The organism is Kineobactrum sediminis (assembly GCF_002868715.1).
GTDB lineage: Bacteria > Pseudomonadota > Gammaproteobacteria > Pseudomonadales > Halieaceae > Kineobactrum > Kineobactrum sediminis.
In genome coordinates this window covers 298,455-311,016 of the sequence record NZ_PKLZ01000001.1, presented here as the reverse complement: position 1 = coordinate 311,016, position 12,562 = coordinate 298,455, and the positions used below count along the sequence as shown (strand labels likewise).

Sequence of the window (12,562 nt, the reverse complement as noted above, 5' to 3'; positions counted from 1 at the left end):
GCGCAATCGAAGCTTGAGTCTATCGGGAACGGTGGACCGTTGCTAAGTGGTTGGCGGGTATTCGCTGGTCCTCGCAGCCAAAAAATGCCGGGCGGCCTACCAATCCATACGGAGCGTAAGAAAAGGAGGCTGTGGGACGCAGGTGACTCTCGGGGTCCTGCTCCGGTACCCTGTAGCTATTCGAGGGAGCGTGCCGTTACCAGCTGACCTGAAGCTGCTCGAGACCGCGGAACAGGAAACCAGGCCGCCACTGTGGATTATTGGTGTCTGCGCGCAAGTCGGGGAATCGCTCGGCCAGAGCCCTTAGTGCCACATCACCTTCCAGCCGCGCAAGTTCGGCTCCCACGCAAAAGTGGATGCCGCCGCCAAAGGCGAGATGGTGGGCTCCGGACCTGTCAATATCGAATTCGTCGGGTTTGGGGAAGACCTCGGGGTCGCGGTTGCCGGCGGCGAGTACGGCAAGCACCCGTTCTCCGGCCTTTACGGTCTGTCCACCGATGTCGGTATCGTGGAAAGCAGTGCGGTAAGTGGCGATCAGTGAACTCTCGTAGCGCAAAATCTCTTCAGTGGCGGCAAGTGACAGATTCGGATTACCGACGAGTTTGCGCCACTGCTCCGGGTATTGCTGTAGAGTTAGTATGCCATTGCCAATCATGTGCGCCGTGGTCTCAAACCCTGCACCGAACAGGGCAATGGCAACTGTCACCATTTCCCGCTCAGTAAGTTGGCTGTCGCCCTCGCGAGCGTTTAGTAACGCCGTGGCCAGGTCGTCTTGTGGGTGTGTCCGCCGGCGATCAAAAACTGATTTGAAAAATTTCTCAAGAAAGTCGATTTGACGATTTGCAAGCGCCAGTTCATCGGCATCAAGAGGTCGCATCTCAAGCACCAGAAAAGAGTCTGCAATTGCCTGGTTTAACTGATCCAGGAGTGAATCGTCGGCTTCTTCCTCACTGATCCCCAGCATGTTGCACATGACCAGAGTGGGCAGCCGGTAGGCGAAATCATGTATCAGTTCCATCGACTGGCGATCTACGAAGCGATCGAGCAGACGGTGGGTGATGGCCTCAACATCCGGGCGCATCTCTCGTACACGCTTTGCGGTCAGTGCTTTGGAAACCAGGCCGCGAATACGAGTATGTTTCGGTGGATCCTGATAAACAAAAACCTCGGATAACCAGCGATAGGAGGAGTGTGCAAAAACATCAAAGTCTTGCCCATAGTACAGCTGGATGTTGTTGATAAAATCGCCTTGGCCGAAATTCTTGCGGTCGATAATAATTGAACGCACATCCTCGTAACGAGTTGCTATCCAGAAGCCGGCATCATTCCAGGCAAGAGGTGTGGTACTGCGCAAGTTAGCAAAGGCTGTGTGAGGATCGGCAATGATGGCGGGGTCCCTGGGATCAAAATGTATTCGTGGGCGCGTGCCGGTGGTCGCTGCTTGCATTGTCATCATTTTTTCTCCGTTGGATATCGCATATCAAAAATGTCCTGTCAGGCGTCGCGCTCGAAGCAAGGAATGAAGCCGTTACCGCTTCGCTCAATCCAGATAAAGTGAGCACCCCCAAAGTGGGCTGGGACGAGGCGGGCATTAGTATCTGCGGCCAATGCCAGGATTTTCTTTCGGCTGGCTTGGGCAGCCGCCGAATCTTCGCAATATACGCTGTTCCAGTCGGGCTGAAATACCTGGGCAGGATGGTGCAGGATGTCACCCACAAAGAGGGCATGATCTCCTTTGCTGTCCAGGTGCAGAACGAGATGCCCCGGCGTATGCCCCGGGTAAACACTTACGGTCACTCCAGGCGTTACGCTATGTCCATCATCCACCAGTTGCGCTTGTCCAGCATCGAGAATTGGCTGCACACTGTCCTCGAAAACGTTGGTATTGACCTCAGCGCCAGTGGCGGAGGGGCGGGGGCCGTCTGTCTGGATGGGATCCCAATAGGTGCGCTCTATGCGGGAAAATAAATAGCGTGCTCTCGGGAAGGTTGGCACCCAGTGACCGCTCTGCAAGTGTGTATTCCAGCCGACATGGTCAATATGAAGGTGGGAGCAAATCACCACGTCGATGTCTTCAGGCTTGAATCCCGCGGCTGCCAGGTTGGCCAGAAAAGGTGTGTTCAGTTCACCGAACACGGGGATGCCTGGACGCTCTTTATTATTGCCGGCTCCAGTGTCATAAAGGATGGTCAGGTCGCCGGCCTTGATTACCCAACTCTGCAAAAAGGCATACAGACTGTTGCTTTCCGGCCGGTAGAAAGAATGAGGGATCTGCTCGACAAAACCCGCGAATTCGCAGGCATCAAATCCCGCGAAGAGTTGCTCGGGACTGGCGAATTCGCCTTGCCACTCTTCTATGTTATGAATCTCGAAATCGCCCGTAGTGAAGCTCAGCATATAGCATCCCCTTGGTATAGATCATCCGCTGCTGGCCTGCGCTGCGTCACTATAGGATGACACCCATGCGGCGCAGGATTGGCGCAATATCATTACCAAACCGCTGCAGATCCCGTTCATAGTCCTGCAATGTGATCATTACTGCATCTACTCCACTGTTATATATGGCTCGCAGCTGTTCGGCTACCATCTCGGCATCACCCAGTAATGGCAGGCCACCACCGCTGGCGGCAATCAGGTTCTCTGTGAATTCATCGAAGGAGCCACTCCCCGCACTGATATCGTTAAGCCAGTTGTGAGCGGCCTCGCCGTCCTTATGGGCTATGATCTTTTCCAATTCTGCCTGAGCCTCAGTTTCCGTATCGCGCCAGAGCAGGAACGGAAAGATCGCGGTCTTTACCCGGCGCCCCTGTGCTTCGGCTTGCGCCGAGATGGCGTCAACGAGGCGCGGCAACGCATCGATACTAGCGCCCGACATAAATGACCAGTCGCATAGTCGTGCAGTCATGGCTTGAGCGTCCGCAGAAACGCCGGCATTCGCAATGTCCGGCATTTTCTTCGGCCGCGGCAGTGATATTCCATCTTTGATTGAATACCAGTCCGAACGATGGTTTACCAGCTCACCATTATTATCCCAAAGACCACGCAGAATCTTGATGAATGCCGACGTGCGTTCATAGCGGCGACTGTGGTCATCCAGTGTCAGACCCATCATGTCGAACTCACGTTGGCTCCAGCCGCTGACAACATTGAGTCCCCAGCGGTCGCCGCTGATATGGGCAAGGGTTGCACCGATCTTGGCGATTACCATGGGATGGAACAGGGGGACATGAACCGTAGAGAAGATCTTGATGCGCTGGGTGGCGCGCAACAGGGCGGCAGCCCATGTGGTGGTCTCCAGTGATGTGCCTAGATAGTCGGTCTCACCACCGAATCCGCGCCAGCGACTGACCGGAAACAAGTACTCGAATCCCAAACTCTCCGCCAGTTGCGCAATGCGTTCGTTATTTGGGTACTGCCACTGCTCCGGGACAAGGCCGTGAGTAGAAATGGAGGGCATATTTGAGCAATTGGGCATGAACACGCCGAGGGCAAGTGGTTCTCTTCTGGACATTTACAATCCCTGCGCGAAGTTATTGAGGAAACCCCGCGTTAGCGGGGTTCCGGGGTCGTGATCAAAACTCGTATATCACACTGGCGCCATAGGTGCGCGGTGGCAGCATGGAGCCGACTCTGACTGAGTTGTAGAGTGGGGCCGTGATGATATTGTTGGAAATGATCTCCTCGTCGGCGAGGTTTCTGCCCCACAGGCTTAGCATCCAGTTGCCACCGGCGAAAGCATAGTCGGCACTGGCGTTGAGGAGACCATAGCCGTCCTGATAAGCATCTGCACGATTCCACTCGGTGAAGAAAATCTCATCCTGGTAGTACACTTCCCCGCGCAGTCTCAGTTCGCCACTACCCATGCTCGTTTCGTAATTAACTCCCAGTTTGGCGGTGTATTCGGGTGCATTTGGCAGGGTATTGCCGCTGAGGTCAGTTATGGCAAAGTTGTTGGCATAGTCACCGTTAAAAAACTCTTTGTATTCGGCGCTGAGATACGTCGCGAAGACATCGACGGAGAAGCCGCCACCCAGTGCGGCATTCAGTTCCAGCTCAATACCGTAGTTCTCGGCTTCCGCAGCGTTTATCGTGGTCACTGTGCTGGTAGCATCGACAAACGATATTTGCAGATCCTGGTAATCATAGTAAAAGCCTGCGAGTGCCCAGGACAGAGTGCCGTCTTCTCGACTCCATTTATAGCCCACCTCAAGCGCGTCGACTGTCTCCGGATCCAGAGGGTCGCTCAGGCTGCCGGTGTTGATGACACCAGATTTGAAGGCTTGAGTGTAGGTTGCGTAAAGCAGCGAATTGCTGCCGCTGCGATACTCAAGGGTCAGGCGTGGGGTGATGTCGTCCCAGTCGGCAGACTTATCGGTACTTATATCGATGCCCGCAGCGTCGAAGCGGAAAAAGCCTGTACCTTTCCGCTCCTCATAATTGTAGCGCAGTCCCGCTATAACCGTAAAACTGTCGCTCAAGGGATAGGTTATTTCCGCAAAGGCTCCATAGGCAGTAATGTCAACCTCCCCGTTCTGCTCGTAACGTCCGCTGTTAATAACATCGCCAATTGGGGTGCCACACAGCTCAGGCGCAAGCAGGAAACAGGAATTTTCGAGTGGCACCAGGACATTGCCATAAAGTTCTTCCTCCAGGTACATCACGCCTGCCAGGATGTCGTAACTGTCACCGGAGAAATTAAGCACGAATTCCTGGCTCACGGACTCGCTTTCTTCCACATAGTCGTTGCGGCCGAACAGGTTGACGGCGGTCGAGTCCAGGTCGTCCCGAAGGAAGCGATCGATCCCTTGAAGCGATGTAATGGAGCGGAGACTAAGGCTCTCACTGAAATCAAAAGTCAGCGTCAGAACGCCACCGTAGCCCTCTCGCTGGTTGATGGCCTCCTGGTCGGAGTAGATGTCATACAGACTGCCGCCGACATCAAAAACCGTTTCTCCACCAAGGAAGAGCACTGCGAAAGGGGCGCCTCCAGCTGAACCCGCGGAGGGACCAAAATAATGGAAGCCAAAATTATTGTCGTCCTCTTCGTAATACTGCAGTGACAGATTGGCATCCCATTTTGCGTCGGGTTTGTAGGCGATCGTTGCCCGATAGGCCTGGGCGTCGCGATCGTCAATATCCTCGCCACTAAACAAGTTGTCGCCGTATCCATCGCGCTTTTCAATCTTAGTGGCGAGGCGGACGCCCAGCTCAGGCGTGACCGGCAAGTCCACTGCGCCCTCGAAGGTTGTGAGACCGTAGTTGCCGGCTGTGAAGTTGGCAAAACCACCAAACTCCTCTCCGGGCTTGGCGGTGACCAGGTTGATAGCACCCGCTGTCGCTCCGCGACCATATAGCGTCCCTTGCGGTCCGCGTAGTACCTCGACCTGCTCCAGGTCAAACATGCCTGCCAGTTGGGCCGCCGGGCGCGGAATTATGGCGCCGTCCTGCAAGAAGGCCACTGCGCCTTCGCCGCCGATATCAATGCTGGTCATGCCAATGCCGCGGATGAAAACCCGGGCAAAACCAAACTGATCGCCAATGGACATGTTGGGCACGGCAACATGCATATCACGTACATTTTCGATGCCACCCGGACCCAGGGCTTCCGCCCCTAACACATTGGCGCCACCCGAAAAGTCGTCGAGACTCACCGCGCGCTTGGTCGCGGTGACAACCACTTCTTCCAGCACATTTTGTGCCTGCGCGGAACCGGAGAATGCCAGCGCGGCGAGGAGACCTGAACAAATCGCGTTTCTCTTATAAGTATGCATTTTGATGCCTCGGTTTTATCGTGATAGTGAGCGGCGTGAGTAATTTCCCTGGTGGATATTCCTGGTTCGTTTTCCTACAGTTTATCGCGGCGCAGTGATATGCCGTGAGCTTCACGATCCCAGGTGTCGCTGGTGATCCCCTCCGCACGCAGCAGGTGCTTCTGGACTTTTGCAGACGGTGTTTTCGGCAGCTCAGGTAGAAGCCGGATGTATCGCGGTACCATGAAGTACGGCATTTTCTCTGCCAGAAAATGTAACAGTGTTTCCGCATCCAGTTCCATGTTATCGACCTTTGCGACCGCAACCATGACATCATCCTCGCCCATTTCACTGGGTACGCCATACGCTGCGGCCTCCCGCACAGCGGGGTATGACACTACTTCGGCTTCGACTTCAAAGGAGGAGATGTTTTCGCCCCGGCGTCGAATGGCATCTTTGCGCCGGTCGACAAAGTAGAAAAACCCTTCCTCATCCATGCGGAAGCAGTCACCAGTATGAAACCAGCCATTACGCCAGGCTTCTGCGGTAGCTTCCGGGTTCTTGTAATAACCGTGGTTCATACCCCAGGGGCGATCGGTGCGGACCAGCATCTCGCCCACTTCTCCAAGGGGAACTTCGCAATCATGTTCATCTACCAGGCGTACTTCCACGCCGGCACGGACTTTGCCGCAAGTGCCGCGACGGCTGGGATTGGGTTCGGACACGATCGGTGAGGAAATTTCCGTCATATTGAAAATGGTATAGACGTCGATACCGAATCGCTCATGCATATCCAGGGCCGCTTCCGTGAATGGAACCATGAATGCCCTGCGCAATTTATGGTCGCGGTCGCCTGCGGACGGCGGCTGCTTGAGCAGGAAGGTAGCCATGACGCCCAACAAAAAGGCGGCCGAAGTGTCTGTCTCACGTACAAAGGGCCAGAACCGATCAGTGCTGAAATTCTGCATTACTGAAATCGAACCGCCGCGGGCCAGCATAACAAAAATGATACCCATGCCGCCGATATGGAACAGAGGCATGTTGATCAGGAATCTGTCGTCGCCGGAGATAAAGTGCCAGGTTTCGGGACCCGCATTGGTATAGAGATGTAGATAGGACGAGAGCACACCTTTGGACGGCCCCGTGGTACCGGAAGTGTAGATAATTGACTGCGTGTCCCAGGGCTCGATTGGACGTTCCAGCTCGGGCGGTTGCGCTACCTCGGCAGCGAGGTTGGCAAATGGCTCGCAGGGAAGGCTAATGGTGGCGGCGGCTTCGCCGGTATGGACTACTTTCTCCAGCAATGCGGTGTCCACCTCTTCCAGGCGTTCGACCAGGTCGCCGTGGGCTATCAACAGGCGCGCATCGGAATTGGCAAGGACATGGGCGAGCAATCGGCCCTTGTATGCAGTGTTGAAGGGAACAAACACGGCGCCCAGATAATTAATGGCGAAAAAGCTGAGAATTCCTTCCGCTCCGCCGAAAAGCCAGACCGCGACGTGGTCGCCCTGGCGGATCCCGCGCGCGTGGAGTGCGGCGGCCACTCCAGTGACCTGATGGCGCAGTTCTGCGTAACTCCACTGGCTGCCGTCCTCGAATATGGCGTAGATCTGTTCTGGTTGCACTGTCGCCCAGCGGTCGATCAGCTCGCGCACCACGCAGGCTTCTCTCGGTGGCACTCTCGGGTCCGTGCATCGGGTTGCTGTCATGGGCAAGGCTCCATTGTTGTTTGTCATTGCTCGGTCGCGCCGCTCTTGCCGCCGACATGCGTGCCGGCAAATCGTGGGCGCGGCAATACCAGGCGTTCTATACTCCTGATCAGGTGGGTAATGATCTCGGCTTCCGACCAGCGCCCACCGGGTTGATACCAGAATGCGACCCAACTCATCATCCCGCCGATGGTCGTGGCGGTAAGGACTGGGTCTTCAATATCGAACTGACCATTACTGTGTCCCTGGATCAGGATTTCCGCCAGGCGGTGGTCAAACAGGGAGCGTTTTTCGCGCACCTGGCGGGCCAGGGTGTGTTCCAGGTTTTTTTCCTCGCGCTGGTATACGACAATATGTTCCTGGTTTTCGATAATGATCCTGGCAACCTGATTCACTATCAGTTTCAGCTGGTCCCAGCTTGAGCCTTTGGTCAACAGACACTCCTCCAGCGCCTCCAGTGACAGCGTGATGCCTACCTCCGCGATGTCATAGAGGATCTCACCCTTGTTTTTGTAATAGCTGTATATGAATGGTTTGGTGACCTGCAGTTGCTCAGCAATGGCGTCGATGGTGGTCCCTTCATAGCCGGAGCGGAAGAAGAGGTGGCTGGCCTCGTCGCGAATACGACGGCGTTTGAACAGAGCCAGTTCTGCTTTCAGGCTCTTGCCGGGACGGGTTGCGGTCACGTCACTGTCTCTCTGACTTCACAGCAAGCCTCAGTACGCCATTTCCAGGACCGGCATGACGTCCGCAGCACCATTGACTGGGCGCGGGTTGGTGCGGGCCCACAAATCCAGCATCGTGTATTCCGCGATATGCCCCAGCTGATCTCGCTGTACACCCACTTCTGACAATGAGCGCGGCATGCCAAGTCCGCGAATGAATTCGTCGACGACTTCGCTGGCGGGACGGTTTGGCTCGCCAAAGCAGGCGCTGATCCGTCGTTGCCGGTCGCCATTGACCTTCTCGTTGAAGGCCAGAACTGCGGGAGCCATGATGCAGGAGCAGTAGCCGTGGGGAACATCGCATGTGCCGCCCAGAATATGCCCGATCGCGTGACTCAGGCCCATGGGAAGACCGGCGATGATGGGAATCATGGACTGCCAGACACCGACCTGGCACTTGAGGCGCGCTTCAAGATCACCCGGATCCCGCTTGACCCTGGGCAAACCCTCGGCCAGCAGGCGCAGGGCACATTCGGCTTGGCCATCGTAGAAGTCGTTTGATTGCAGTGAGCCCAACGCCTCCAGTGCGTGATCGACTGAGCGCACACCAGTGGACAGCCACAACCACTCAGGCGTGTGCACTGTCAGCGCAGGATCCAGGATCACGCTCACCGGTGCCATGCGTGGATGTTCGTATCCCTGCTTGTGGTGAATCTTTTCGTCTGTGGCGCCGCTGAGCGTATTGAACTCGCCGCCGGAGAGGGTGGTGGGGCAGATGACCACGGGGATGTCGGGTCCTTCAAACACAGGCTTGATAACATCGCCGTGATCATCGACATAGACATGGTAGGGTTCCAGATCGTCGTGTTCGCGCAGATCGTGTTTCAGGCACAGACTGACGATCTTGCCGGCATCGGTGATGGAACCCCCGCCGACCGTGACAATCATATCTGCGCCCGCTTGTCTGGCCATCTCGGCTGCGGCAAGTACGGCACTGCGCGGTGCGTGTGGTGGCATGCCGTCGTAAGTGCCGACAACCCGCTTGCCCAAGGCAGCCCGAATCTTGTCTATTTCTTCGGTGCCGGTATTCAGGGCGCGACTTACCATCAGGAAAACGCGGCTTGCGCCGAGCCGATCAGCTTCGCTCGCGATGGCACTGGCGGCGGGTTCGCCGATAAAAACTCTTTCGGTCGCAGTCAAGTGGACCACGCTTGTGGAAACGGCCATTGTGGCTCCCTAAATAGTGTTTATTCTTAGTTAGGCTCTGCAATACAAAGAGTAATCTTTTTTTACTCTCAGTCAAGAAAAAATATTTCGGGTAGACAAAGGAGGCCGCTGGTACTAAATTACGTCGATCAGCCTCAACCCGACTGCAGTAAATTTATGAACGCAAAAAACAATAAAGATAGGGTATGGAAATCGGCGTCAGGCCTCCCCCTTCAAAAGTTTTATAGCGAAGACGACATCCCCCAGGAGCAACGACAGCGTTTGGCGTCTGATCCGGGTATGGCGCCCTTTCACCGGGGTGCACACCCCGGTGGTTATCGCACCAAGCCCTGGCGAATTTTCCAGCTCAGTGGTTTTGGCAAACCAGAGGACGAAAACGAGCGCATTCGATTCCTGCTGGAGCAGGGAGAAACCGGGTTCATCATGGAACATGATCGCAATACCGGCGATCACTGTTACAACGTGGATCATCCGGATGTGGTGGCTCGACGCGAGGACGTGGGCCTCACCGGAGCGGTCATGCAGAGTGTTCGCGACATTGACATATGCATGAAAGACTTACCTTTGGAGACCAGTTTTGGGCATGCCGGCGGCGCCGTCGTGCAACACGCGCCCTTTGCCCTCGCAGGCTATTGGACCGTCGCGCGACACCGGGGTATAGATCTGGCGCGTCTGCCTGGCACCGGGCAGAGTGACTTTTTTCTCACTTACCTCGGCTGTGTGACCAAGCAGCAAATACCTACCGCGGCCGGACTGCGCTTTAATGCCGATATTATGGAATTTTGTGATAAGCACTTGCCCCGCTGGGTGCCCGTTTCCATAGCCGGCTACAACGGTGCCGATACTGGCCTCAACGCCTACCAGGAACTCGGAGCCCTGTTTGCAAACTCTGTGGAATATCTCGATGAAATCAAGCGGCGCAAAACCATGCCCCTGGAGAACGCCGCCCGCGCCTGTAGTGGTGTTAATTTTCGTGCTTCGATGGATCTTTTCGAAGAAGCGAGCAAGATGCGTGCGGCTCGTTTGATGTGGCAGCAGTTGCTCGAACGGCGCTACGGCATTACCAATCCAAAGGTCGCCAATTTGCGCATACACTGCGTTACGGCAGGTTCACGAATGACTTACCAGCAACCACTGAACAATATCGTCCGTGGTACGGTGATGGCGCTGGCCGCTGCGCTGGGAGGAGTGCAGTCTATGGGTGTGTCGGGCTACGATGAAGCTCTATCGATTCCCTCTGAGCACGCGCATCAGATGTCCGTGCGCATCCAGCAGATTTTACAGGAAGAAACCAACATCGAGGCAGTGACCGATCCGCTGGGGGGCTCTTTTTATGTGGAAACGCTGACAGCGGAGCTGGTCGAGCGGGCCTGGGAGTTCTTTGACGAAATCCAGGAGCAGGGGGGCTTCCTGGCCACACTGGATTCTGGCTGGCTGCACGAGCGGGCGGCAGAAAATCAAAGCGAGGATTTTCGCCAGCAGGAAAGTGGCGAACAGGTCATTATCGGTGTAACTGACCATAAGGATGATATCTCTCCATTTGAGGTCGATGGCTTCATGGGCGTGGACGATGCCTATGACGTGGCGCTGGAAAGGTTGCATGAGGTTCGCAGGACTCGCTACGAGGCTGGCGCGAGCCGGGCTCTGAAAGAACTGGAGACGGTGTGTCGCGATGGCAGCAATATAATGCCGGCAATGATGGATGCCCTCGAGGCGGAGGTCACGCTGGGCGAAATTGGCGACATTTACCGTTCCGTGTTTGGCGATTGGGCCACTCCCATACAGACCTGAGGCGACAGCGTAATGGATACAGCAGGCAAGAGAATTCTCATGGCAAAAACCGGGCTCGACGGCCACTGGCGCGGCCCAACAGTGGTTGCCAAGGCGCTGCGCGATGCGGGTTTTGAAGTCATCATGATAGGGATGGCCAGGCCCGAGGAGATGGTCCAGGCTAGTGTGGATGAGGACGTAGACCTGGTTGGACTCAATATCGGGGGCCATATCGATGTGGCGGTGCGGGCTATTAACATGGTGCGCGAGTCACGTCCGGAAGTGCCGATATTCGTGGGTGGTGTGGTCCCTCCGCACGCTAAACGCAAGCTGGAAGCATTGGGTGTGGAAGTTTATCCGCCTGGTAGCCAACTGCCGGATATCGTGGCGGCCGCCAGGCGTCTGACGGGTCTCGCTTGACTGTTCGTCAGAATCAGCTTCAACGGAACTGGCAATGCACGAGCAATTGAAGCAGCAGCTGGAGCATGCACAGGCAGGCGACCGAGGGGCGCTGGCGCGCTTGATCAGTGTCCTCGAGAGTGGTGGCAGTGATGCCGCCATTCTTGAGCGGTGTCTCAGGGCGAGGCATGGCGGTGGTTATACGGTCGGTATAACCGGCGCACCGGGTGCAGGGAAATCTACTTTGGTTAGTGCTCTGCTTGGGGAAGTGCTTGCCGAGCCTGGCCGGGTAGCGCTGCTCGCTGTTGATCCTTCATCGCCATTGAGTCGGGGCGCCCTGCTGGGTGACCGGGTACGCATGCAACCCCATGCTGGGTCGCCGGATGTGTTTATTCGCTCAATGGCGTCCCGCGGTCATCTCGGGGGGCTGGCCATGGCGACTCGTAGCGCCCGCCGTTTGCTTGAGGCGTGTGGCTGGCCCCTTACTTTGATCGAAACGGTTGGCGTCGGCCAGGTTGAACTGGACGTCGCATCGGCGACTGATACGGTGGTGGTGGTCCTTAATCCGGGGTGGGGCGATGAGGTGCAGGCGAACAAAGCCGGCCTTATGGAAGTTGCTGATATTTTCGTTATTAACAAGGCGGACAAGGCCGGGCTTGATGCGACCCGACGAGACCTGGAGGGTGCTCTGGCGTCACTGCCGCCGGAGCGGCGGCCGCAGGTATTGGAAACTATTGCTACCGAAGGCAAGGGTGCTGCAGCGTTGTGGCAGGCAATCAGGGATCATCGCGCCGCAATCACGGCGTCCGGTGAACTTGAGCAGCGGCGATTGGCTCAGGTGCGTTCAGAACTCAAGGGCATGATGGATGCCCTGCTCGCCAACCAGGTGCAGCGTTTGTTTGAGGGGCAAGACGCGCATGCACGGGTTCTCGCTGTCAGTGAAGGCAGTCTGGATATCGCGACAGCGAGTGACCAGATGCTGGACTTGCTATACGATCAGGCCGCCGGCAGGGTGTAGCCCTGAGTGTGGTAGTTAGAAAAG

At 56.2% G+C, this 12,562-nt stretch carries 10 protein-coding genes; 3 read left to right on the top strand and 7 right to left on the bottom strand.

Translation table 11 applies throughout. The features are described 5' to 3' along the window. Window positions 1-196 precede the first annotated feature (196 nt). The 7 genes from CWI75_RS01365 to CWI75_RS01335 all read right to left on the bottom strand — a co-directional run bounded on the left by CWI75_RS01365 (window position 197) and on the right by CWI75_RS01335 (window position 9,351). Complete coding sequence (locus CWI75_RS01365; RefSeq protein WP_206604601.1) at window positions 197-1,456, bottom strand: cytochrome P450; 1,260 nt, start codon at window positions 1,454-1,456, stop codon at window positions 197-199. Window positions 1,457-1,494: 38 nt separating this feature from the next. After that, complete coding sequence (locus CWI75_RS01360) at window positions 1,495-2,397, bottom strand: MBL fold metallo-hydrolase (RefSeq protein WP_101519666.1); 903 nt, start codon at window positions 2,395-2,397, stop codon at window positions 1,495-1,497. A 49-nt stretch (window positions 2,398-2,446) separates the two neighbouring features. Beyond that, entirely contained in the window at window positions 2,447-3,511 is a 1,065-nt protein-coding gene (locus CWI75_RS01355) for an LLM class flavin-dependent oxidoreductase (RefSeq protein ID WP_101519665.1), read from the bottom strand. A gap of 61 nt (window positions 3,512-3,572) precedes the next feature. Further along, entirely contained in the window at window positions 3,573-5,771 is a 2,199-nt protein-coding gene (locus CWI75_RS01350; RefSeq protein ID WP_101519664.1) for a TonB-dependent receptor, read from the bottom strand. 74 nt (window positions 5,772-5,845) lie between these two features. Then, window positions 5,846-7,459, bottom strand: coding sequence for an AMP-binding protein (locus tag CWI75_RS01345; RefSeq protein WP_101519663.1), 1,614 nt, complete (start codon window positions 7,457-7,459; stop codon window positions 5,846-5,848). A gap of 23 nt (window positions 7,460-7,482) precedes the next feature. Beyond that, window positions 7,483-8,145: a TetR/AcrR family transcriptional regulator gene (locus CWI75_RS01340; protein WP_101519662.1), complete on the bottom strand. Its 663-nt coding sequence runs from the start codon at window positions 8,143-8,145 to the stop codon at window positions 7,483-7,485. A 30-nt stretch (window positions 8,146-8,175) separates the two neighbouring features. Then, window positions 8,176-9,351, bottom strand: coding sequence for an iron-containing alcohol dehydrogenase (locus CWI75_RS01335; protein ID WP_101519661.1), 1,176 nt, complete (start codon window positions 9,349-9,351; stop codon window positions 8,176-8,178). A 156-nt stretch (window positions 9,352-9,507) separates the two neighbouring features. On the opposite strand from CWI75_RS01335, the gene CWI75_RS01330 reads away from it, so the two are divergent. Genes CWI75_RS01330 through meaB form a run of 3 tightly spaced genes read left to right on the top strand, consistent with a single transcriptional unit; the run spans window position 9,508 to window position 12,538 of the window. Next, window positions 9,508-11,142, top strand: a complete 1,635-nt coding sequence (locus tag CWI75_RS01330; RefSeq protein WP_101519660.1) for an acyl-CoA mutase large subunit family protein — start codon at window positions 9,508-9,510, stop codon at window positions 11,140-11,142. Window positions 11,143-11,154: 12 nt separating this feature from the next. Next, complete coding sequence (locus tag CWI75_RS01325) at window positions 11,155-11,541, top strand: cobalamin B12-binding domain-containing protein (RefSeq protein WP_101519659.1); 387 nt, start codon at window positions 11,155-11,157, stop codon at window positions 11,539-11,541. Window positions 11,542-11,575: 34 nt separating this feature from the next. Continuing rightward, the gene (meaB, locus tag CWI75_RS01320; protein WP_101519658.1) at window positions 11,576-12,538 is read left to right on the top strand and encodes a methylmalonyl Co-A mutase-associated GTPase MeaB; all 963 of its coding nucleotides are present in this window, start codon (window positions 11,576-11,578) and stop codon (window positions 12,536-12,538) included. Window positions 12,539-12,562 lie beyond the last annotated feature (24 nt).

What these genes read in the sequence shown, in the direction of transcription:
- CWI75_RS01365 (WP_206604601.1), bottom strand. Translation starts at nt 1,456, where the DNA reads ATGATGACAATGCAAGCAGCGACCACCGGCACGCGCCCACGAATACAT.
- CWI75_RS01360 (WP_101519666.1), bottom strand. Translation starts at nt 2,397, where the DNA reads ATGCTGAGCTTCACTACGGGCGATTTCGAGATTCATAACATAGAAGAG.
- CWI75_RS01355 (WP_101519665.1), bottom strand. Translation starts at nt 3,511, where the DNA reads ATGTCCAGAAGAGAACCACTTGCCCTCGGCGTGTTCATGCCCAATTGC.
- CWI75_RS01350 (WP_101519664.1), bottom strand. Translation starts at nt 5,771, where the DNA reads ATGCATACTTATAAGAGAAACGCGATTTGTTCAGGTCTCCTCGCCGCG.
- CWI75_RS01345 (WP_101519663.1), bottom strand. Translation starts at nt 7,459, where the DNA reads ATGACAGCAACCCGATGCACGGACCCGAGAGTGCCACCGAGAGAAGCC.
- CWI75_RS01335 (WP_101519661.1), bottom strand. Translation starts at nt 9,351, where the DNA reads ATGGCCGTTTCCACAAGCGTGGTCCACTTGACTGCGACCGAAAGAGTT.
- CWI75_RS01330 (WP_101519660.1), top strand. Translation starts at nt 9,508, where the DNA reads ATGAACGCAAAAAACAATAAAGATAGGGTATGGAAATCGGCGTCAGGC.
- CWI75_RS01325 (WP_101519659.1), top strand. Translation starts at nt 11,155, where the DNA reads ATGGATACAGCAGGCAAGAGAATTCTCATGGCAAAAACCGGGCTCGAC.
- meaB (WP_101519658.1), top strand. Translation starts at nt 11,576, where the DNA reads ATGCACGAGCAATTGAAGCAGCAGCTGGAGCATGCACAGGCAGGCGAC.